We start from the raw sequence: 21,701 nt of genomic DNA, 5'->3' as shown, positions 1-21,701 counted from the left end.
TCCTATTTCGCTCCTTCGGAGCTCCCGCAGCCACCTACAATTCCGGCCCACACCCTGTGGCTGCCCGTGGGGCCTGAGCCGGCGTGGTTCTGGGACAGGACGTGGATGCCGAGCTGGGCGAAGGTGTTGGGGAAGGTCCTGCCCAGCGCGCGCGCGAGCGGGCCGGGCCCGGTGACGAAGCGTTCCTTCTCGATTCGAATCTGGCTGGCGCGGCAGAAGTCGCGGAAATCGCACAGCGTCATCACGTGCCCCGTGGGGGTGGTGTACCAGGGCTCTCCGAAGCAGCCGGCGCGCGGCACGCGGCCCCGGAGCAGCAACCCGAGGCGGATGCGCCAGTAGCCGAAGTTGGGGATGGAGACGATGCCGCGGGCGCCGACGCGCAGCATCTCCCGGATGACAAGGCCGGGGCGGCTCACGAGGTGCAGGGTCTGGCTGAGCACCACGTAGTCGAAGGCGTTGTCCTCGTAGTCGTGCAGCCCCTGGTCGAGGTCGCCCTGGAAGACGGAGAGGCCCTTCGCCACGCAGTCCACCACGCGCTCGGGTTTGATCTCGATGCCGCGCGCGGTGACGCCGCGCGTGCGTTCGAGGTGGGCCATCAGCTCGCCGCCGCCGCAGCCGAGGTCCAGCACGCGGGTGTGCGGCTCGATGAGCGCGGCGATCTCGGCCAGGTCGGGGCGCAGCCGGGGCGAGGTGGCGGCAGGGGACACCTAGGGTTTCTCCTCGGTGAGCGCGCGCGCGTAGTTGAGCGCCAGGAAGTCCGAGATGACGCGGCTGATCCGCGCCTTCTCGAGCAGGAAGGCGTCGTGGCCGTAGTTGGATGGGATTTCGTAGTAGGCGAAGTGCAAGCGGTTGGCGCGCAGGGCCGACACGATCTCCTTCGACTGGTAGGGGGGGTAGAGCCAGTCGGAGCTGAAGGCGATGACGAGGAAGCGGGCCGTCACCGCGCGGAAGGCGGCCTGGAGCGAGCCGTGCTTGTCGGCCAGGTCGAAGTAGTCCATCGCCCGCGTGATGTAGAGGTACGAGTTGGCGTCGAAGCGCTCGACGAACGATTGGCCCTGGTACTTCAGGTAGCTCTCGACCTCGAAGTCCACGTCGAACTCGTAGCTGTAGTCGTCGCGATCGCGGAGCTGGCGGCCGAACTTCTGGTGCATGGATTCGTCGCTGAGGTAGGTGATGTGGCCGAGCATGCGCGCGATGGCGAGGCCGCGCTTAGGCGGCTCGTGGCCGTAGTAGTCGCCGTCGCGGTAGTTCGGGTCGTCGAGAATGGCCTGGCGCCCCACGACGTTGAAGGCGATGCCCTGGGCGGTGAGGCGCGGCGTGGTGGCGATGGGGATGGCGGTCCACACGCGATCGGGATAGTTGATCGCCCATTCGAGCACCTGCATGCCGCCCATGGAGCCGCCGACGACGGCGAGGAGGGCCGGGATGCCCAGATGGTCTACGAGGGCCTTCTGGGCGCGGACCATGTCGGCCATGGTGACGACCGGGAAGCTCCGCCCGTAGCGGCGGCCCGTGGCCGGGTTGACGGAGCTGGGGCCGGTGGACCCTTTGCAGCCGCCGATGCAGTTGGAGCAGATGACGAAATAGCGGTCGGTGTCGAACGCCTTGCCGGGGCCCACCATGGCGTCCCACCAGCCGGGCTTGCGGTCCTCCTCGGAGTGGTAGCCGGCCACGTGGGCGTCGCCCGAGAGGGCGTGGCAGATGAGGACGGCGTTGCGCCTGCGCTCGTCGAGCCGGCCGTAGGTTTCGTAGGCGAGGGTGATCGGGCCGAGCTTCGAGCCGCTGTCGAGCCGCATCTCGTTGGGCGGCTCGGCGAAGGTGAAGGTCCTGGTCTCGACGATGCCCACGGAGTCCGGCTGCTGCCACGGCGGAAGGTCGGGGCGCTGCGGTGCTTGATCCATCTGCGGTTCGTCGCCGGCCATGAAATTCAGTCCAAAGTCGAAAGTCGAAAGTCAGAAGTCCAAAGTCAAGAATCCAAAGTCCAAAATCGAAAGTCCAAAGTCAAGAGTCCAAAGTGACGGGTTTGCGGTGAGGTCACTCCCTGTGGGATTCTTGACTTTCGGCTTTCGACTTGCGACTTGCCTTGAGCGCCTGGTCGAGGTCGGCGATGATGTCGTCGGCCGTCTCGATGCCGACCGAAAGGCGGATGAAGTCGGGCGTCACGCCGCACGCGAGCTGCTGGTCGGGGCTGAGCTGGCTATGGGTGGTGGACGCGGGGTGGATGACGAGGGTCTTGGCGTCGCCCACGTTGGCCAGGTGGCTGCACAGTTCGACGGCGTTGATGAAGCGCTTGCCGGCCTCCAGGCCGCCCCGGATGCCGAAGCCCATCATGCCGCCGCAGCCCCTGGGCAGGTAGCGGCGCGCGAGGCGATGCGACGGGTGCGAGCGCAGGCCCGGATAACGCACCCAGGTGACGTTGGGGTGGCCTTCGAGCCAGCGGGCCACCCGCAGGGCGTTGGCGCTGTGCCGCTCCATCCGCAGCGAGAGGGTCTCGATGCCCTGGAGGATGAGGAAGGCGTTGAAGGGGCTCAGGCAGGCGCCCAGGTCGCGAAGCATGTTGACACGCGCCTTGGCGATGAAGGCGGCGGGGCCGAATGCCCTGGTGTAGCTCAGGCCGTGATAGCTGGGGTCGGGCTCCGTGAGCATGGGGAACTTGCCGCTCGCCGCCCAGTCGAAGCGGCCGCTGTCTACCAGGAGGCCGCCGATGGAGTTGCCGTGGCCGCCGATGTACTTGGTGAGCGAGTGCATCACCAGGTCGGCCCCGTGCTCGAACGGGCGGCACAGGTAGGGCGAGGCGAACGTGTTGTCCACCATCAGCGGGATGCCGGCGTCGTGGGCCACGTCGGCGAGGGCGCGGAGGTCGGGCACGTCGAGCCCCGGGTTGCCGATGGTCTCGACGAAGAGGAGGCGCGTGCGGTCGGTGATGGCCCGGCGGAAGTTGTCGGGGTCGGCGGGGTCCACGAAGACGGTGCGGACGCCGTAGTGTTGGAGCGTGCTGTCGAGAAGGGTCACGGTGCCGCCGTAGAGGTTGGCGGCGGCGACCACCTCGGCCCCTGCGTAGGCGATGTTGAGGATGCCGGCCGTGCAGGCGGCCTGGCCGCTGGCGAAGGCGAGGGCGCCGGCGCCGCCCTCCAACAGCGCCACGCGGTTCTCGAGGACCTCGGTGGTGGGGTTCATGATGCGGGTGTAGATGTAGCCGGGCTCCTCGAGGGCGAAGAGCCGGGCCGCGTGCGCCGTGTCGCGGAAGCAGTACGACGTGGTCTGGTAGATGGGCACGGTGCGCGAGCCGGTGGCCGGGTCGGGCTTCTGGCCGCCGTGAAGCTGGAGGGTTTCGAATCCGCGTGCGGGTTTCTTTCCGGCCATGTTTCACCTCGGTGGGATTGTACTAGGTTTGCGGCTGCGGCTCAATCGGCAGTGGCCTCACTGGGGCTCGGGCGCCAGATCGTCCCCGAAGCCCACGTAGTGGCTGTCGTTGGCGATCGAGAGGCGCACGGCCTCGTTGACGGCCGTGCCGACGAGGGCCTGGGCCGGCAAGGCCCGCACGGGCTCGAGCCCGGCGAGCAACTCGCGGCGCCGGCGCAGCGCGTGCGAGGCATCCAGCCCGCGCGTCTGGGCGGCGAGGCGCTGCACGTCCACGATCCCCTGGAGGATGCTGTCGTAGCCATAGCCCACCCACTCGATGCGGCTCGGGTCGTCGGGGTCGGTGTAGCCCTTGAAGAAGTTGGGGTTGAAGTGCTCGAAGCCGCGCGCCTGGGTGCAGAAGTAGAGGTTGCGGTCCTTGTGATCGGCCCAGTACTCGCCCTGGGTGCCCGTGAGCTGGAGGCCCTGGCGGGTGAGCGCCGTCTCGCCGTCGGGCAGCACCCACGAGGTCTGCACGTAAAGCACCGAGCCGTCGCGCCACTCGATCACGGCCTGCACGGCGTCGAAGGCGTCCTTGCCGACCGTGGGCAGGAACTTGCTCTGGGCGAAGGCGATCAGGCGCTTGGGGAGGAGGCCCGTGATGAAGTAGTAGGCGTCAGCGTAGTGGACTCCGATGTATTCGAAGGGCGAGCTCTGGTCGCACCAGCGGGCGAACCACTTGAGGGGCATTTCGCGGCGCTCCTCGATCCAGGCGTGGCCGCAGAGCATCTCGCCCAGCTCGCCGCTGCGGAAGCGGGTGCGGGCCGCGCGGATGGCGCGGTCGTGGCGCTTGTGGTAGTCGGTGAGCACGTAGACGCCCTTCTCGCGGGCAGCCTCGCCGATGGCGCGGGCCTCGGCCACCTTGAGGCACAGCGGCTTCTGCACGATGCAGTGCAGGCCGCGCTCGATGGCGGCCAGCACCACCTCGGTGTGCAGGTGGTCGGGGGTGGCTACGATGACCAGGCCGCCCTCGGGGAGGGCGTCGAGCGCGTCGAGGTAGGCTTCGGGGCGGCTCGCCTCGGCGTCGGTCGTCGCGGGGTCGGGGAAGCCCGCGAGGGGCTCGCCGGGGAACATCTCCTGGCACGCGCGCACGGTGGCGGCCCGGCGGCTGGCCAGGGCGACGTGCGCGATGCGCCCGCGGCGCCGCTCCTGGAAGAGCGTGGGCAGGATGACCTCCTGCGTGATCATGCCGCCGCCGACCACGACCACGTGCAAGGGCGCCAGCGCATCCGCCATTGCCGCCTCACTCCTTTGAGTCAACTGCCTCGGCCATCGCCTCGCCCAGCACCGCGGCCCCCTCGCGCACGGCCTCGGCCGTGATGCACAGGGGCGGCGACACCTTCACCGTCGCTCCGCCGAAACCGACGGGCGAGAAGAAGAGCAGGCCCTTCTCGACCGAGCGGCGCACGACCTCGAAGGCCAGGTCCCCGTCGGGGTCCTTCGTGCCCGGCTTCACGAGCAGGACGCCGGCCACCAGGCCCTTGCCGTGCACGGCGCCGATGTGCCTGGGGAACCGGGCTTTGAGACGGCCGAGTTCCACGTGGAGCAGTTCGCCGACCCTGCGGGCGTTCTCGACCAGGGCCTCGCGCTCGATGAGGTCGAGGCTCGCCAGCGCCGCGGCGCAGCACACGGGGTTGCCCGAGTGGGTGCTCGTCATCTCGCCGGGGCCGTAGAGGCTCATCACGTCGTCGCGCCCGATCACGCAGCCGAGCGGCAGGCTGCTGGTGATGCCCTTGCCGCAGCAGATGAGGTCGGGCGCCACGCCATAGTGCTCGAAGCCCCAGAAGGTGCCCGTGCGCCCGAAGGCAGCCTGCACCTCGTCGAGGATCAGCAGGATGTCGTGCCGGCGGCACCAGGCGGCCAGGGCCTGCATGTAATCGAGCGGCGCGAAGTCGGCGCCGCCGCCCTGATACGTCTCGGTGATCACCCCCGCGATGCGTTCGGGGCCCACGCCCTTGCGCTCCAACGTCCTGAGGAACAGGTCGAAGCTCACGTCTGTCGTGCGGAAGCCATCGGGGAAGGGCACCTGGTGGAAATCGGGGTCGAGATTGCCGATCCAGTCCTTGAGGGCCGGGATGCCGCCGATCTGCTGGGCGCCCAGCGTGCGGCCGTGGAAGGCCCTCTCGAACGACACGAGGCCGATCTTGCGCGGCCCGCCGACCTTGCGGCCATAGGTGCGCGCCAGCTTGATCGCATTCTCCGTCGTCTCGGCCCCGGTCGTGAGCAGGAAGACCTTGTACGCGGTGCCCGTGTGGGCGGGGTCTCCGTGCCCTGCGATTCTGTGGATGGCGGCGTTGGCCAGGTCGCTCAGCCTCCTGACGAGCCGCGCCCGCGGCTCGTTGGCGAAGCAGTAGCTGTGGAGCAGGCCGTGCTGCGCCTGGGCGGCGATGGCGTCGCGGATTTCCCGGCGGCCGTGCCCCGCATTCGTCACCAGCACGCCGCTCGACCAGTCGAGCCACACGTTGCCCCAGCGGTCGAAGACCTGGAACCCCTCGGCCCGGTCCCACACGACCGGCGGCTGGCCCTGCATCGAGACAGGTTCGCAGTCGAGCAGCGTGCGCAGGATCGGCAGCGACTCGGGCACGGGAATCGGGGTCACGATCCGCCGATAGCGGGTTTCGACGCGGGGGACGGCGTTCGGTTCGAGGCTGTAGAGCTTGCCGGCCAAGTGCATGCTCCCATGAGGCGCCTGGGTTACACGGGACGCAGGTGATCTTAGCCGCCGCCCCCGGAAAATCAAGGGCCTGTGCGACTTGACAAGCGCGGCTCCGCCGGCGATAACGGCAGCGGCGGGGGAACTCGGCCGCTCAGGAGGAGTTCCGGATGCGGGATGCGCGCTCGTGCCCGACGGCGTCTGCGGGAAGCCCCTGATGCCATCGCGAAGCTGGGTTCACGGGGTGCTGGCAGCGGCGGTCGTGGGGTTGCTCCTGGTGCGCCTCGCGGCGATCGAGGCCGACCCTCCCGGCGGCATCGTGTCGTACAGCGGCGCGCTCATGGGCGACGAGGGCTTTTACCTCAAGGCCGCGAAACTCTACCACACGTTCGGCGTCTGGCGAAACGAGGCCGACTCGAACTGGTACTACCTTTCGCCGCTCTACGCGGCGGTCACCACCGGGCTCGGCTTTCTGGCCCGGGACCTGCTCGTGGCGGCGCGCTATCTGTCGGTGCTCTGCTCCTTCGGCTCGGTGGCCGTCTTCTACCGAATCTGCCGGCAGCGGCTCGCGGTGGGTGCGAGTCTGGCGTGTTGCCTCCTCGTCGCCGCATCGTTCGACGCCTTCGCCTACTCGCGCGTGGCCTTTGCCGAGCCGCTGGGCACGCTCTTTGGGCTGATGGCTCTGTGGCTCTGGGTGGCCTGGCGGCGCCGGCGGGCGTGGGCCGCGGCCAGCCTGCTGTGCGCCATGCTGGCGGTGTGCACGAAGTCGAACCTGGCCTACACGCTGGGCGCGGCGCTGCTGCTCTGGGCGTGGGAGGCGTGGCGCGCCGTTCGGCGAGGCGAGCATCGGACGGCCCTGGGCGTCGCGGCGGCGGGCGCCTGTGCGCTGGCCGCCTTCGCCGGAATGCGCATGGCGATGGCGCGGGTGGCGGTGGAGGATGCGGCGAGCCTCGACAGCGTGATGAAGACCCAGTTCCGCACGACATCGCTCGAAGCCGTGCTGCGCAACGAGTGGGGCCTGCTCGCGTGGCACGCGCGGCGGCCCTGGCGCCTGGCCCTCGTGGTGGCGATGGCGCCCGGCGCGCTGGCGTGGGCGGCTCGCCGGCTGCGGCGCCGGCCCGCCGCGGCCGATGCCGGCTCCGAGCCGTGGCGTCCGCTGGCCGCCCTGGGCATCTGGGCGGGAGTGGGGCTGCTGTTCTTCGGCTGGTTCGAGTACCAGCCGCCCCGCTGGGTGAGCTTCTCGGTGTATCCCGCGGCGTACGCGGCGGTGGCCAGCCTGGTCTTCGCCCTGGCCGCCCGCGGCGGGCGGCGCACGGCGGCCGTCGCAGCGCTCGTGGTGGCGCACGTAGTGCTTCAGATTCCAGCCGTCCAGCGCTACGCGTCGCGCGCCGACTCGCGGTCGCTGCTCCGCTCGATGCGCGACGTGGCGCGGCGGGTGGAGGATGGGAACCGCGAGGTGCGCCTGCTCGGCAGCCTGGCGCACGTGGCCGCGCTGTGCAGCCGCACGATCCGCCCGCTGTCGAGTTCGCACGATCACGAGGGCGAGTTGCCCGAGCGCCTCGCGCGCTGGCGGCCCGCCTACGTCCTCGGCTACTCGCGCGAGCTGGACCGCCTGCATCGCACGTGCTCGCACCTTGTGCAGGGGTACGAGGTGCTCGCCCGGTACACGATCATGGCCAACTACTACGAGGGCCGCGACCTGACGCTCGTGCGCCTGGTCTACCGCGACGGCGGCCCGCCCCTTTCACAGAGGACCCCACAGGATGGTCTTTGACAATCCCTTCGAGGCGCCAGGCGAGTGGCTCAAGGGCAACCTGCACACGCACACCACGCTCTCCGACGGCCGGCAGAGCCCGCAGGAGCGCGTCGCCGCGTACCAGGCCCGGGGCTACGACTTCCTGGCGTTGACCGACCACGACCGGCTCGCCGACCCGTCGGCCCTGACGCCGAGCCGCCTCCTCGTGCTGCGGGGCATCGAGGTGGTGTGCGCGAATCCCACGGGGGGGCCCTGGTACCATCTGGTCGGGCTCGGCCTGCCCGCCGGCTTTGCCCTGCCTGCCTCGAAGCAGATTCAGACCACCGTGGACGCCATCAACGAGGCCCGCGGCCTCGCCATCATCGCCCACCCCTACTGGACCGGCCAGAACATCAAAGACCTTGAGATCGTGCAGGAGTTCGCCGCCGTGGAGGTCTTCAACACCACGTGCGAAGTCACGATAGGGAAGGGGACCTCGAGCGTGCACTGGGACGATCTGCTGTCGCAGGGCCGCCGGGTCTTCGGGCTGGCGGTGGACGACGCGCACAGCGCGACGCACGACGTGTTCCAGGGCTGGGTGATGGCGAAGTGCGCCAAGCGCTCCGCCGAGGCCGTGATGCAGGCACTGGCCTCGGGCCGTTTCTACGCCACGTGCGGGCCGACCATCGAGTCGCTGACCCTCGACGCCGGGCGGCTCGCCGTGCGCACGTCGCCCGTCGCCTGCATCCGCTTCATCTGCAACGGGGCCCAGGGCAGACTCGTCCGCAGCGACGACGGCTCGCCCGTGGCCGCCGGCGACTTCGCGCCCAGGGGCAACGAAGTCTACGTCCGCGTGGAATGCACCGATGCTCAGGGGCGTTCGGCGTGGACGAATCCCGTCTTCCTGCGCTGAGGCAACCACCCGAATGGAGGCACGAAGCATGGCTTGGGCAGAATTGAGCGTGGGGCCAAGCAGCGCCGACGTGTGCGGCGCCGACAACCGGGCGATCCAGACCGCGGTGGACCGGGTGGCCGCCCTCGGCGGCGGCCGGGTGATCCTGCGGCCAGGAACCTACCACATGGAAGACGCCCTGCACCTGCGCACCGGGGTGCACGTGGAGGGTTCCGGGCGCGAGACGGTTCTCCGAAAGGCGGCCGAGGTGCGCTCCGACCTCTCGGCCGACCTCGGCTACGGGCACTACGACGTGTCGCTCGCCGAGCCCGACAAGTTCCGTGTGGGCATGGGCGTGCTGATCGGCGACTCGCGTTCAGGCGGCTTCTACGAGACCCAGGCCACCCTCACTTGGCGCGACGGCGACCGCTTCGGCCTGAGCCACATGCTCAACCACGACTACGGGCGCTATGCGAAGGGCCGCGTGGTTTCGCTCTTCCCCGTGGTCCGGGGCGAGGGCGTGCACGGCGCCTCCGTGGCGAACCTGGCGGTGGACGGCAACCGAGCCCAGAACCCCGACACGCTCAACGGCTGCCGCGGCGGCGGCGTCTTCCTCATCCAGTGCCGCCAGGTCACGCTGCGCGGCCTGCACGTCGCCAACGTCAACGGCGACGGGATCAGCTTCCAGCAGACCGACGGCACCCGGATCGAGGACTGCACGTGCGAGGACAACGCCGGCCTGGGCCTGCACCCCGGCAGCGGCTCCGTCCGACCCGTGCTCCTGCGCTGCACGTGCCGCCGCAACGGGGCCGACGGCATCTTCTACTGCCTGCGCGTGTCGTTCTCGCTGTGCGAGGGGTGCCTCGTCGAGGAGAACGGGCGCCACGGCATCTCCGTGGGCGGCCGCGACACCGACCACCTGATCCGGCGCAACACCATCCGCCACAACGGCGGCTGCGGCATCTTCTTCCGCGAACACGACCGCGTGATGGCGGGCAACCGCTGCCACGTCGAGGAGAACGACGTAGCGGGCAACTGCCAGTCGAGCGGAGAGGCCGAGGTCCATCTCGCGGCGGCGCTGGCCGACGTGCACGTGCTCCGCAATCGAATCCAGCCTGCGAGCCGCCGCATCGCAGGCATCCGCGTGGCCGAAGGCACCGAGGGCGTGGTGATCTACGGCAACCAGATCGGCGGCGAGGCGGCGACGGCGATGGTCATCGAGGGCGACCCTGCGGCCGTGCGCCTGGGCCCGCCCGAGAAGGCGCTGGCCGTCGGCCCCGACAACGCGCCGCCGGACGCCGCGCGACACCTGCGCGCCGGCGTGTAGCGAGGCGTGGCGGGCCGTGGGGGAGAGGTGGCTCATCGCCAGCGAGGGCCACCCCATAACCTTCTATGCCCCAACGCCTTACGCTCTCCGGCCATTCCCGCTCACATACTTGCTCATTGCGCGGATGAGCGAGTATGGCCGGAACCACGAGAATCGCCCATTCTCGCCCATCCACCCATGCTGTATCACTTCCCCCCTCACAGGGTTGATACAGCATGGTAACGCTCCGCCCCCCAGGCACTCGGCACAGCCCTCCCGGGTCCAACCCCAACCTCCCGCGGGTTCGCAACCCGCGGGAGGTTCTTGCCCCCTCCTCCCCGAAGACGAAGCGACGGCAGAGCGGCCAAGAGGCCGAGCTTCGTTCTGGGGTTCGGCTGTGGGCGGGGCCTCCGCGCCCCGCGTCCTGCCGCCTCCTCGCGGGGGACAGAGCCCCCGCCCACACGGACCGTAGAGGTTGTCTTTCTCCCCCCTACGTTCCGTCACCTTCTGCTTCTCGCCCCTGTGCTCCGCGTGGAGGCGGAGGTCCGGACGCTCCTGCGTCCAACTCCAACCTCCCGCGGGTTCGTAACCCGCGGGAGGTTCTTGCCCCCTCCTCCCCGAAGACGAAGCGACGGCAGAGCGGCCAAGAGGCCGAGCTTCGTTCTGGGGTTCGGCTGTGGGCGGGGCCTCCGCGCCCCGCGTCCTGCCGCCTCCTCGCGGGGGACAGAGCCCCCGCCCACACGGACCGTAGAGGTTCTCTATCTCGCGCCTACGTTCCGTCACCTTCTCCTTCTCGCCCCTGCGCTCCGCGTGGGGGCGGAAATCCGGACGCTCCTGCGTCCAACCCCAACCTCCCGCGGGTTCGTAACCCGCGGGAGGTTCTTCAATCCTGTGTCATGCCTCCTTCGTCATCAGGGCAGCCGAGGCGAGATCGTCAGGGCCGAGGGGCCAAAAAAAAGAGGCCCACGACCTTCCGAAAAGCCCTGGGCCTCTCAACAGGCGATTCAAGTTGTCTGAGCAGCCGCCCTGGGCTTACCAGGAGGGCCTGCGCGCGCCGCGGTCGCCACCGCCCCGGCGATCGCCGCCCCGGCCGGCGCCGCCGCCGCCCGGACGATCGGTGCGAGGCCGAGCCTCGTTGACGTTCAGCTTCCGGCCATCGAGGTCCTGGCCGTTGAGCGCCGCGATGGCGGCGCGGGCCTGCTCGTCCGACGGCATCTCAACGAAGCCGAAGCCGCGCGAACGCCCTGTCTCCCGGTCAGTGATGACCTGGGCCGAGGCAACCGTGCCGAAGGGCTCGAAGGCGGCCCGCAGCGCGGCGTCGTCCGTGCTGTACGACAGATTGCCGACGTAGATGTTCATCCACACACTCCACCAAAGGGACCGAACGAACTCCTGCGGCGGGCAGCCTCGGTGCGCTCCAGGCGCAGCAGGTCTGGCACCGGCGGCAGGTGGGGCCGCGTCACTCCCACACGACAGGGAATGCCCCACGCGGCCGCGAACTTCAGGGCGCAAAAGAGTGCAGAGGTGGTAAGCCGAACAGGTAGGGCGACCGTAGCAGTTCTCTCGCGCATGTAGACCCGTTGACCCAATCGAGCGGTGATTATACCACACCACCCCTTGCAGGCGCAAGCGAAATTGTGGGTAAGTGCGCTGAAATTACCGAGCGCCGCTCTCACGCGCCCCACGCAACGCAGGCGAGCTCATCGAGATGTCGCCACCGACGCGGGTCCCAGCACACCCGGTCAGTGCCACGCGAGCGCGGACTCGCCTGACCCCGGGTAAGATCGCGTGACGACATGCAACCGGTCAGTACCCACCACAAGGGAGAGCCGCCTAAAGACTAAATTCCCAAGAGTTTATGGACCAGTTCGGAGTGTAGCCTGCTGGCGGGGTTGCCTTGCCTTCATGGCATTCGACTCGGAGTGCTACGGCGTCCACAAGTATCAGTCTGGCAAATACTTAGATCGCAAGCTGGGCTGAGCAACCATATTCACACACGCGACTTGAGCTGGGCGCTGGGCAGGGAGGTCATCAGTAGCCGTTGTTCACTGCGTCGGGTCGGTGTATAGAAGCACTGCACTCCCATGCCCAGGCAACCACTGCCCAGGGGCCGCGCCGGACGCACCCAGGCGCCTCCTGCCCCATGGCGGCCCCTGATCGGGGAATCGCACATTGACAGAATGCCTCGCTCCCGGTTCACTATGGGCTCCGGGAGGTGGGAGTCGGGACGTCTGAGGAGTCTGCGCGTTGAACTTCGTTCGCGAGTATGACGTGGTGGTGGCAGGCGCCGGCGTGGCCGGGGCGGCCGCCGCGCTGGAGGCGGCGCGGGGCGGGCGGAGCGTGGCGCTGGTCGAGAAGACGATCCTCGTCGGCGGCCTAGCCACGACCGGCCTGGTGAACGTCTACCTGCCCTTGTGCGATGGCTGCGGCACGCAGGTGACCTTCGGCATCGCCGAGGAGTTCCTGCACCTGAGCGCGCGATACGGACCGGGCGAAGTGCCGCCCGCCTGGCGCGAGGGGCAGGGCCGTTACCTGCTCGTGTTCAACCCCGCCTCGTTCGTGCTTGCCCTCGACGAGGCCCTCGGCGAGGCGGGCGTGGACCTCTGGCTCGACACCCTGGTGTGCGCGCCCGCGATGACGGGCGACCGGCTCGTGGGCCTGGAGGTGGAAAACAAGAGCGGAAGGGGCCTGCTCCGCGCTCGGTGCGTGGTGGACGCCACGGGCGACGCCGACGTGTCGTTCCGCGCCGGCGCCGAGTGCGCGCCGGGCGAGAACTGGCTCTCGATCTGGGCGCTCCAGGCCTCGCTCGACGCGGCCCGCAGGGCGGTGGAGCAGGGGGGCGGCGCCCCGCTGCTCGATGCGGTGCGCCTCGGCGGCGACGACGCCGGCCGCGGCGCGCCCCCGGGACGCGCCTGGGACGGCACGCGCGGGCGCGACGTCTCCCGCTTCGTCCTCGAGACGCGGCGAATGCTCCGCGAGCACTACCGGGCGCGGCAGGCCGAACGTGGGGCGGCGGGGCGGTGCGACGTGTTCCCCCTCACGCTCCCCGCGATGGCGCAGTTCCGCACCACCCGCCGCATCGTGGGCCACTCCACGCTGGCCGACGGGCAGCACGGGCAACGCTGCGCCGAGTCGGTGGGCCTGGTGGCCGACTGGCGCAAGGCGGCCCACGTGTGGGAGGTGCCTTACGGCACGCTCCTGCCGCGCCGGGTGCGGGGCCTTCTCGCCGCGGGGCGCTGCATGGCCGCCGCGGGCGACGCCTGGCAGGTGATGCGCGTGATCCCGCCCGCGGCGCTCACCGGGCAAGCGGCGGGCCTGGCCGCCGCAATGGCCGCGGAGCGCGACACGACCCCCGATGCCCTCGACCCTGGCGACGTGCAGCGCGCGCTGCGCGGGCGGGCCATCCCCCTGCACCTGGACGATGTGGGCCTCTGAGGAAGATGTTCCTCGAACGCCCTATCGTGTAGAATAGAGGGGCGGAGGCGTGACCATGGGACCTGTTCCTGTTGGAGCATTGACTTGGCCGAGAGCAAACGAGCGCACGTCATCGCGTGTGGCGTGCTGGCGATAGACATTCGGGCGCTGGCGGCGAAGCTGGGCATCGGGGTGACCACGGAGTTCTTCGAGGGCGGCCTGCACGACCGGCCAACCGAGCTTCGCCGCAGGCTTCAGGCGGCGATTGATGCCGCATCGGCGCGGCGCGAATGCTCGCGCATCGTCATCGGCTACGGCGTGTGCGGGCGCGGCACCGTGGGCCTGCGGGCGCGCGGCGTGCCGCTCGTGCTGCCCAAGGCGCACGACTGCATCGCGCTCTTCCTCGGCTCCGATGCGGCCTACCGCCGCGAGTTCTGGCGCGTGCCCGGCACCTACTACATCTCGGCCGGCTGGTTCGAGGAGAAGGTCCAGCCGCGCGCGCAGCGGCGCGCCAGAGGGCGCGCCGAGCGGCGCGCCGACTCGGCCGAGCTGGCCGCCAAGTACGGCGACGAGAACGCCCAGGCCATCGTCGAGTTCCTGAACAGTTGGCAGAAGAACTACAAGCGGGCCGCCTTCATTGACACAGGCTCGGCCGGCCGCGCACGCTATGCCGCCCACGCCCGCGCGATGGCCCAGGAGTTCGGCTGGCGCTACGAGGAACTGCCCGGCAACCTGGGCCTCCTCGAGAAGCTCCTCACCGCCGAGGCCACGACCGACGAGGTCCTCGTCGTGCCCCCGAGCCACGTCACTGCCTTCGACGCCGCCGAGGGCGCGCTCAAGGCCGTGCCCCTCGCCACGGCGCGCCGCGACGGCGGGGCGGGCCGGCCTCGCTCCCGGCCCGCAAGCCGCCATCCGCGCTCCGCGGCCACGGCTCGCCTCGGCCTGGGCATTGACGCCGGCGGCACCTACACCGACGCCGTGCTCTACGACTTCGCGTCGCGGGCCGTGCTCGGCAAGAGCAAGGCCCTCACGACCAAGTGGGACCACACGGTGGGCATCGGCAACGCGCTGGCCGGGCTGGAGCCCGAGGCACTCGAGCGGGTGGACCTCGTGGCCATCTCGACCACGCTGGCCACCAACGCCATCGTCGAGGGGCGCGGGCAGAAGGTGGGCCTCCTCCTGATGCCGCCGTACGGCCTCCTCGAGCCGTCCGACATCCCCCACGAGCCGAAGGCCGCGATCGCCGGGCGGCTGGAGATTGACGGCCGTGAACTGGAGCCCGTGGATCCTGCCGAGGTGGGGCGTGTCGCCGCCGAAATGGTGGCGCGGCACGGCGTGGGAGCCTTCGCCGTCTCGGGCTACGCCAGCACCGTGAACCCCGGTCACGAGCGCCAGGTGAAGGCGGCGGTGGCCGAGGCCACGGGCCTCGCCGTCACCTGCGGGCACGAGCTCTCGGCCCTGCTCAACTTCCGCACCAGGGCCACCACGGCCGTGCTCAACGCCCGCATCATCCCGCTGCTCTGGCGATTCCTGCGCGACGCCGACGCGGCGCTCGCGGCCCGCGGCATCCGCGCGCCCGTCATGGTCGTGAAGGGCGACGGCACCCTCCTCAGCGCCCAGGCCGCGCTCGAGCGGCCCATCGAGACCATCCTCTCCGGCCCCGCCGCCAGCGTGGCCGGCGCCTGTTACCTCACGCAGTGCGACTCGGCGCTCGTGGTGGACGTGGGCGGCACCACCACCGACACCGCCGCGGTGAGCGACGGCCGCGTGCACACCGCGCCGAGCGGGGCGCGCGTGGGCGGCTGGCAGACCCACGTGCAGGCGCTCGACATGCGCACCGTCGGCCTCGGCGGCGACAGCCTGATCGCCTGCGAGCGCGGCCAGCTCTCGATTGGGCCCACGCGCGTCGCGCCCGTGGCCTGGCTCGCCGCCGAGCACGCCGGCACGCCGGAGGCCCTGGACTACGTCGAGGCCCGTCTCGACGACTTCGAGGGATCGAGCCGCCCGCTCGAACTCCTCGCGCTCACGGGGCGCGTGGACGGGCTGGCCGCGGGGTCCGACGAGGCGCGCCTCCTGGCCCTCCTGGGCCAGCGCCCGCACTCGCTCGCCGAGCTCGCGGAGCGCACCGCCTGCGCCCACGTGGACCTGCTGCCCGTCGCGCGGCTGGAGGAGCAGTACATCGTCCAGCGCTGCGCCCTCACGCCCACCGACCTCCTGCACTGCCGCGGCCTCTTCACCCGCTGGGACGCCCGGGCGGCGAGGCGCCTCTGCGGCCTGGTGAGCCGCCTGTGCGGCTCGACGCCCGAGGAGTTCATCGAACGCGTCTTCGGCCTGCTCGTGAACCGCCTCGCCGTCGAACTGCTCAAGAAGGTCCTCGACGAGGAGACCAACCCCGACGCCATGGACGACTGCCCCGCCTGCCAGGCGCTGGTGCGGAATCTGCTGGGGGAGGGCAATGGCGGCTTTGCGCTGCGGCTCGCGCTCCATCGCCCCGTGATCGGCCTGGGCGCGCCCGTGCATCTCTTCCTGCCGCAGGCGGCCCGCCGCCTGGGCGCCGAGGCCATCATCCCGCCCCACGCCGACGTGGCCAACGCCATTGGCGCCATCACCAGCCGCGTGGTCGTCGCCCGCCAGGCGCGCATCGAGCCCAACGCCGCTGGCGGCTACGCCGTGCACGGCCTGCCCGAAACCCGCGACTTCGACCGCCTCGACGCCGCCCATGCCTACGCTGCCGGCGAGCTCGAGCGAGCCGTCCGCCAGCAGGCTCGCCTCGCCGGCACCGCCGCCGACCGCGTGGAACTCGACGCCCATGACCGCATCTCCAACGCGGCCGACGGCACCGAAATCTTCCTCGAACGCGTGCTCACCGCCCACGTCGCCGGCCCGCCCGACCTCGCGCGGCCGCAGCGCGCCGCTCGCGAGGGGTGACCGGTGGCTTGACCGGAAGGCCGCCCGGCGGTACGATCCCCTGGCAGGAAGGACGCCTATGGACGACCGCCGCCGCCTGCCCACCCTCGCCCTCCTCCTGCTCTGGGTCGCCGCCGGCATCTACCTGGGCGCGCGCAGCCTCGAGCCCGACGAGGAAGACGCGATGGAGACCGAAGTGCCCCTGCGCCCCGGCGACCCCGACGGCGTGCCCAACTTCCGCCGCGTGACCCCTGAACTCCTCCGCGGCGCCCAGCCCTCCACCACCGGCTTCCGCATGCTCAGGGCCATGGGGGTGAAGACCATCATCAACCTGCGCCACTACCATTCCGACCGCTACATGCTCGAGAAGATTCCCGGCCTCGACTACGTGCCCATCAACATCAAGGGCTGGAGCCTCTACAACGGCCACGTCGCCCGCTTCCTCGCCGTGGTGAGCGACCCCGGCCGCACCCCCGTCTTCCTCCACTGCAACGACGGCATCGGCCGCACCGGCGTGCTGTGCGCCATGTACCGCATCCTCGTCTGCGGATGGAGCAAGGAGGATGCCCTCCGCGAACTCCGCGAGGTCGGGGAGATTGATGCCAGAGTCATGCAGAAGCTCCTGGAACACATGGACCAGTTGGACGTGGACGCGATTCGCCGCCTCGCGCGGCTGGAGGCCCGCACCCCATGACGCGACGCCGTTTCGCCGCCCTCGCGCTGGCCCTCGCCTGGCTGGCCTGCGGCCTCTACGTCCGATGCCCCGCCGAGGAGCCGCAAGGCAGGGACGCCCCGCGCCCCGCCGCCTGGGCCACGCCCCTCCAGCGGCCCGGCCTGCCCAACCTCCACAAGGTCTCGGACGGGCTCTACCGCGGCGCGCAGCCCACCGCCGAGGGCCTGCGCGAGCTGGCGAAGATGGGCATCAAGACCGTCGTCAACCTGCGCGCCCTGCACTCCGACCGCGACGAACTCGGCGACACCGGCCTCGCCTACGAGCACATCCCCATGAACGCCTGGAACGCCGAAACCGAGGATGTCGTCCGCTTCCTCCAGATCGTCACCGACAGGGCGAAGACCCCCGTCTTCGTCCACTGCCTCCACGGCGCCGACCGCACGGGCACGATGTGCGCCGTCTACCGCGTGGTTGTCCAGAACTGGAGCAAGGACGAGGCGATCCGCGAGATGAAGGAGGGCGGCTTCGGCCACCACTCGATCTTCCGCAACCTGCCCCGCTTCATCGAGGGCCTAGATGTCGAGGCGCTCAGGAGGAAGGCAGGCCTGACGAAATGAGGAGACACGCGTGAGCAAGTTGCTCTACCGCGAGGATGCAGACGACGTTCGCGCTCGCCTGACCACCTGGTGGCACGGGGGCGACATCGGCCGTCCCGCGCTCCAGCTCTGGGCGCCGCGCGAGAAGCCCCTCGAGGATATCCCCGTCATGCCCGAGCCGCCGGGCTGGGTCACCGGCTACTCCACCACCAACTTTGCCTATCGCGTGAACCTCTCGGCCCGCGCCTGCGTCAACACCCACTACCTCGGCGAGGCCATGCCCAGCGTCGCACCCGACCTCGCGCCCAACTGCCTCGCCCTCTACCTCGGCTGCCGCGGCATCGAAATGCCCGGCACCGTCTGGTGCGAGCCCTGCATGGCCTCGCCCGACGACGCCCGCTTCGACTACGACCCCGGCAACTTCTACTGGCAGTTCTCGCTGCGCCTCGGCCGCGAGCAGCTCCGCCTGGGCAAAGGCAAGTTCCTCATCCAGTTCCCCGACCTCATCGAGGGCCTCGACACCCTGGCCGCCCTGCGTGGCACCGAGGAACTGCTCGTGGACCTCCTCGAGCGCCCCGAGTGGGTCCACCGCTGCCTCCGCCAGATCACCGACCGCTACTTCCGCTACTACGACGTCCTCTACGACCTCTTCCGCGACGAGGTCGGCGGCTCCGTCTTCTGGTGCTGGGCCCCCGGCCGCATGGCCAAGTTCCAGTGCGACTTCTCCGCCATGATCTCCCCCGCGATGTTCGGCGAGTTCATGGTCCCCGTCCTCACCGAAATGACCGAGCGGGTCTCTTACTGCATGTACCACTGGGACGGCCCGGGCGCCCTCGGCCACCACGACCACCTGCTCTCCATCCCCCGGCTCCAGGTGCTTCAGTGGACGCCCGGCGACGGCCACGAACCCGCCTGGCATCGCCGCTGGTGGCCCTACTTCCACAGGACGCTCGAGGCGGGCAAGAAGGTCTTCATCTGGTGCGACACGCCGGAGCACCTCCTCGACCTCCGGCGCGAGTTCGGCCAGGGCTTCAAGCAGTTCCTCATCAGCATGGGCGTAAAGAGCCCCGCCCATGCAGCGGAGCTCTTGAGGCAAGCCTGTGTGTGAACACGTATCAGGTCGCCCGCAGCCCCAGCAACCACCCCAGGGCGGCGCCGCCGAGGATGAGCCACGCGCTGTTTGCCTGCCACCGCGCGCCGGCCACTAGGGCCGCGGCCGCAATGGCCCACGAGGGCCACCCGATGAGGGTCTCCCCGCCTAACTTGGCGCCCACGGCCAGCATCAGGGCCACCGAAGCCACGTTCACCGAATCCAGGAACGAGGAGCTCCAGCGCGACTCGCGCAGCCGCGGCACCACCGGGCTGAGCAGCACGACGAAGACGAACGATGGCAGGAAGACGGCAACCGTGGCCACGGCCGCCCCCGCCCCGCCACGCAACAGGTAGCCCACGAAGGCGACGGAGGAGAGCAGGGGACCGGGCGTCACCTGTCCGGCGGCGACGGCGTCGAGCAGTTGCTGTTGCGTGAGCCAACCATATTCGCGGACCAGGCCGCCCTCGAGGAACGCCACGAGCACGTAGCCGCTGCCGTAGAGCACCGCGCCCACCTTGAGGAAGAACAGCCCCAACGCCCACAGCGACACGCCCGCCGCGGCGCCCGCTGCGGCGCCCGTGGCGAGAACGCGCGAGGAGAAGCCCCAGGGCAGAATGGCCAGAGCCGCAGAGGGCGGGGGAGGGGATGCGGCCGAGCCCCGGTGCGCGAGCCACAGCATTCCCGCCAGGCCGCCGGCAAAGATGAGCAGCACCTCGTTCAGCCCGGCCATGGCGCCCGCGAGCACGGCAGCGCCCACGGCGGCCAGACGCCACTGCTTGAGCGTCGCGCGCCCGAGCCGCCACACCGCCACCAGGATCACCGCCAGCACCGCCGGCTTGGCGCCGGCCAGGAACGGCCCGACCTGGGGCAGCGTCCCGTAGCGCACGTAGGCCCACGCCATGGCCGTGGTGATGAGGACCGCCGGCACGATGAAGCTGGCCCCGGCGGCGAGCAGCCCGAGCCATCCGCGCCGAAGATAGCCGATGTGGATCGCCATCTCGACCGCGTTGGGCCCGGGGATGAGATTCGTCGCGCCCACGAGGTCGAGGAAGCGCTCGCGCGACAGCCAGCCGCGGCGCGCCACCACCTCGTCCTCCATCAGCGCGATGTGCCCTGCCGGGCCGCCGAAGCTGAGCACGCTCAGCTTCAGGAACAACCGGGTCACTTCCCACAGCGACGAGCGGGCCCTCGGGTCGTCTGGCATGACGCAACGCCTCACCGGTTCCTCGGCCACGGCCTCTTCTACCAGCAACGGCGGCCGCGTGTCAAACGCACGCCCGAAGCGCGGGCGGCGCTCGCGACGCCACTTGCCCGCTCCGCCGCATCCTGTATAATCACGCCCGGCGGCCTCGTCTCACACACGGCACCGATTCCGGGAGATGCGGGATGACTGGACTGGTCGGCTGGGACTGGCTGGTGATCGGGCTGTACTTCGCGGGCATCGCGGCCGTGGCCTGGTGGTCGTCGCGGCACCAGGAGACGGCGAAGGACTACTTCCTGGCGAGCCGGAACATCGGGTGGTTCATCATCGGCGGCTCGCTCTTCGCCACGAACATCGGCTCCGAGCACATCGTGGGCCTGGCGGGTTCCGGCGCGAAGAGCGGCATGGCGATGGCCCACTACGAACTGCATGCCTGGTGCATCCTGGTGCTGGGCTGGGTGTTCGTGCCGTTCTACTGGCGGTCCGGCATCTTCACCACGCCCGAGTTCCTCGAGAAGCGCTACAACGCGACCGTGCGCTGGATTCTCTCGGTGGTGAGCCTGGTGGCCTATGTGTTCACGAAGGTGAGCGTGACCGTGTACGCGGGGGGCGTGGTGTTCAAGACGCTGCTGCCCGAGGGCACGTTCGGCGGCCTCGACAATTTCTGGGTCGGCGCCGTCACCACGGTGGTCGCCACCGGCATCTTCACCGTCTCGGGCGGCCTGCGGGCCGTGGTGTTCACCGACACGGCCATGGCGTTCGTGCTCATCGCCGGGTCGCTGTGCATCACCGCGATCGGTTTGTCCTCCGTCGGCGGGTGGGGCGAGTTGCGGCGGCTGTGCGGCAGCGAGCACTTCAACATGTGGCGGCCCGCCAGCGACCCCAACTTCCCCTGGGCAGGCATGCTCTTCGGCGCACCCATCGTGGGGCTGTGGTACTGGTGCACCGACCAGTACATCGTCCAGCGCACCCTGGCCGCTCGGAACATGCAGCAGGCCCGCCGCGGCACGATCTGGGGGGCCTATCTCAAGCTCACGCCCGTGTTCCTGTTCATTGTACCGGGGATGATCGCCTATGCGCTGGCGAAGTTGGGCAGAATCGAGCTGGCCTCGCCCGACCTGGCGTTCCCCGTGCTCGTGGGCTACCTGCTGCCGACCGGGCTGAAGGGGCTCGTGGTGGCCGGGCTGCTGGCCGCGCTGATGAGCTCGCTCTCGTCGCTCTTCAACTCCGCCGCGACGCTCTTCACCGTGGATATCTACGAGAAGATCCGGCCGGGCCGGTCCGAGAAGCACCTGGTGCGCGTGGGCCGCATCGCCACCACGGTGGTGGTGCTGCTGGGCATCGCGTGGATCCCCGTGATGCGCTACGTGGCGGGGGCGCTCTATGAGTACCTCCAGAGCGTGCAGGCGTATCTCGGCCCGCCGATCACGGCAGTATTCTTCCTGGGCATCTTCGCCAAGCGCGTGAACGCGGCCGGCGCCATTGCGGGGCTGGTGGCGGGCTTCGTGCTCGGCATGGCCAAGATGGGCGCCCAGATCCTGGCCGGCGTGGGATCGCTCAGCGGGCAACTCCCCGCCTGGCTGGTGGCCTTCGGCAAGTTCAACTTCCTCTACTTCTGCCTCGTGCTGTTCGCCGTGAGCGTGGCGACCGTGGTGATCGTGAGCCTGCTCACCCGGCGGCCCGACGTGGCGAAGCTTGACGGCCTCACCTACGCGACCGTGTCGGCCGCGAGCCGAGAAGACAATCGCCGCTCGTGGACCGCCTGGGACGTGGTGCACACGGCCATTATCCTGTCCATCATCGCGGCGGTCTACCTCTACTTCACGGGCTAA

The 21,701-nt window shown here is 70.1% G+C and carries 16 protein-coding genes; 9 read left to right on the top strand and 7 right to left on the bottom strand.

What is annotated here, in order from left to right:
- Positions 1–2 precede the first annotated feature (2 nt).
- The 5 genes from metW to PLE19_17480 form a co-directional block, all read right to left on the bottom strand.
- Entirely contained in the window at positions 3–707 is a 705-nt protein-coding gene (gene metW / locus PLE19_17500) for a methionine biosynthesis protein MetW (GenBank protein HPD16748.1), read from the bottom strand.
- A complete protein-coding gene (locus tag PLE19_17495; protein HPD16747.1) occupies positions 708–1,901 on the bottom strand; it encodes a homoserine O-acetyltransferase in 1,194 nt (397 codons plus the stop codon).
- Positions 1,902–2,034: 133 nt separating this feature from the next.
- On the bottom strand, positions 2,035–3,363 hold the full coding sequence (locus PLE19_17490; protein HPD16746.1) for an O-acetylhomoserine aminocarboxypropyltransferase/cysteine synthase: 1,329 nt from the start codon (positions 3,361–3,363) through the stop codon (positions 2,035–2,037).
- Positions 3,364–3,420: 57 nt separating this feature from the next.
- Positions 3,421–4,635 (bottom strand): Gfo/Idh/MocA family oxidoreductase, encoded by a 1,215-nt coding sequence (locus PLE19_17485; GenBank protein ID HPD16745.1) that lies wholly within the window; start codon positions 4,633–4,635, stop codon positions 3,421–3,423.
- 7 nt (positions 4,636–4,642) lie between these two features.
- Positions 4,643–6,067, bottom strand: coding sequence for an aspartate aminotransferase family protein (locus PLE19_17480; GenBank protein HPD16744.1), 1,425 nt, complete (start codon positions 6,065–6,067; stop codon positions 4,643–4,645).
- 202 nt (positions 6,068–6,269) lie between these two features.
- Between PLE19_17480 and PLE19_17475 the strand changes: the two genes are divergently transcribed.
- From PLE19_17475 to PLE19_17465, 3 genes are read left to right on the top strand one after another with little or no spacing between them, the layout of a single operon-like run.
- Complete coding sequence (locus tag PLE19_17475; protein ID HPD16743.1) at positions 6,270–7,826, top strand: hypothetical protein; 1,557 nt, start codon at positions 6,270–6,272, stop codon at positions 7,824–7,826.
- Complete coding sequence (locus PLE19_17470; protein ID HPD16742.1) at positions 7,816–8,700, top strand: CehA/McbA family metallohydrolase; 885 nt, start codon at positions 7,816–7,818, stop codon at positions 8,698–8,700. The genes PLE19_17475 and PLE19_17470 overlap by 11 nt, the downstream gene beginning before the upstream one ends.
- Before the next feature lie 28 nt (positions 8,701–8,728).
- A complete protein-coding gene (locus tag PLE19_17465; protein ID HPD16741.1) occupies positions 8,729–10,006 on the top strand; it encodes a right-handed parallel beta-helix repeat-containing protein in 1,278 nt (425 codons plus the stop codon).
- Positions 10,007–11,017: 1,011 nt separating this feature from the next.
- On the opposite strand, the gene PLE19_17460 is transcribed toward PLE19_17465, so the two are convergent.
- Positions 11,018–11,344, bottom strand: a complete 327-nt coding sequence (locus tag PLE19_17460; GenBank protein HPD16740.1) for an RNA-binding protein — start codon at positions 11,342–11,344, stop codon at positions 11,018–11,020.
- Between the two features lie 888 nt (positions 11,345–12,232).
- On the opposite strand from PLE19_17460, the gene PLE19_17455 reads away from it, so the two are divergent.
- The 5 genes from PLE19_17455 to PLE19_17435 all read left to right on the top strand — a co-directional run bounded on the left by PLE19_17455 (position 12,233) and on the right by PLE19_17435 (position 18,683).
- Positions 12,233–13,420, top strand: a complete 1,188-nt coding sequence (locus tag PLE19_17455) for an FAD-dependent oxidoreductase (GenBank protein ID HPD16739.1) — start codon at positions 12,233–12,235, stop codon at positions 13,418–13,420.
- A gap of 84 nt (positions 13,421–13,504) precedes the next feature.
- A complete protein-coding gene (locus tag PLE19_17450; GenBank protein ID HPD16738.1) occupies positions 13,505–16,327 on the top strand; it encodes a DUF1638 domain-containing protein in 2,823 nt (940 codons plus the stop codon).
- Between the two features lie 58 nt (positions 16,328–16,385).
- Complete coding sequence (locus PLE19_17445) at positions 16,386–17,000, top strand: tyrosine-protein phosphatase (GenBank protein ID HPD16737.1); 615 nt, start codon at positions 16,386–16,388, stop codon at positions 16,998–17,000.
- Entirely contained in the window at positions 16,997–17,596 is a 600-nt protein-coding gene (locus PLE19_17440) for a dual specificity protein phosphatase family protein (GenBank protein HPD16736.1), read from the top strand. Before PLE19_17445 ends, PLE19_17440 begins: the two co-directional genes overlap by 4 nt.
- A 10-nt stretch (positions 17,597–17,606) precedes the next feature.
- On the top strand, positions 17,607–18,683 hold the full coding sequence (locus PLE19_17435) for a hypothetical protein (protein HPD16735.1): 1,077 nt from the start codon (positions 17,607–17,609) through the stop codon (positions 18,681–18,683).
- A gap of 7 nt (positions 18,684–18,690) precedes the next feature.
- Here the strand turns inward: PLE19_17435 and chrA are convergent, their stop codons facing one another.
- Positions 18,691–19,872, bottom strand: coding sequence for a chromate efflux transporter (gene chrA, locus PLE19_17430; GenBank protein ID HPD16734.1), 1,182 nt, complete (start codon positions 19,870–19,872; stop codon positions 18,691–18,693).
- A 182-nt stretch (positions 19,873–20,054) separates the two neighbouring features.
- On the opposite strand from chrA, the gene PLE19_17425 reads away from it, so the two are divergent.
- Entirely contained in the window at positions 20,055–21,701 is a 1,647-nt protein-coding gene (locus tag PLE19_17425) for a sodium:solute symporter (GenBank protein HPD16733.1), read from the top strand.

This window comes from Planctomycetota bacterium (genome assembly GCA_035384565.1).
Lineage (GTDB): Bacteria > Planctomycetota > PUPC01 > DSUN01 > DSUN01 > DAOOIT01.
The sequence above is the reverse complement of the archived record's forward strand: the minus strand, read 5'-3'. Positions and strand labels throughout refer to the sequence as shown.

Coding starts and splice junctions, on each gene's coding strand:
- PLE19_17495 (HPD16747.1), bottom strand. CDS start 1,901: ATGGATCAAGCACCGCAGCGCCCCGACCTTCCGCCGTGGCAGCAGCCG.
- PLE19_17490 (HPD16746.1), bottom strand. CDS start 3,363: ATGGCCGGAAAGAAACCCGCACGCGGATTCGAAACCCTCCAGCTTCAC.
- PLE19_17485 (HPD16745.1), bottom strand. CDS start 4,635: ATGGCGGATGCGCTGGCGCCCTTGCACGTGGTCGTGGTCGGCGGCGGC.
- PLE19_17475 (HPD16743.1), top strand. CDS start 6,270: ATGCCATCGCGAAGCTGGGTTCACGGGGTGCTGGCAGCGGCGGTCGTG.
- PLE19_17470 (HPD16742.1), top strand. CDS start 7,816: ATGGTCTTTGACAATCCCTTCGAGGCGCCAGGCGAGTGGCTCAAGGGC.
- PLE19_17465 (HPD16741.1), top strand. CDS start 8,729: ATGGCTTGGGCAGAATTGAGCGTGGGGCCAAGCAGCGCCGACGTGTGC.
- PLE19_17460 (HPD16740.1), bottom strand. CDS start 11,344: ATGAACATCTACGTCGGCAATCTGTCGTACAGCACGGACGACGCCGCG.
- PLE19_17445 (HPD16737.1), top strand. CDS start 16,386: ATGGACGACCGCCGCCGCCTGCCCACCCTCGCCCTCCTCCTGCTCTGG.
- PLE19_17440 (HPD16736.1), top strand. CDS start 16,997: ATGACGCGACGCCGTTTCGCCGCCCTCGCGCTGGCCCTCGCCTGGCTG.
- chrA (HPD16734.1), bottom strand. CDS start 19,872: ATGCCAGACGACCCGAGGGCCCGCTCGTCGCTGTGGGAAGTGACCCGG.
- PLE19_17425 (HPD16733.1), top strand. CDS start 20,055: ATGACTGGACTGGTCGGCTGGGACTGGCTGGTGATCGGGCTGTACTTC.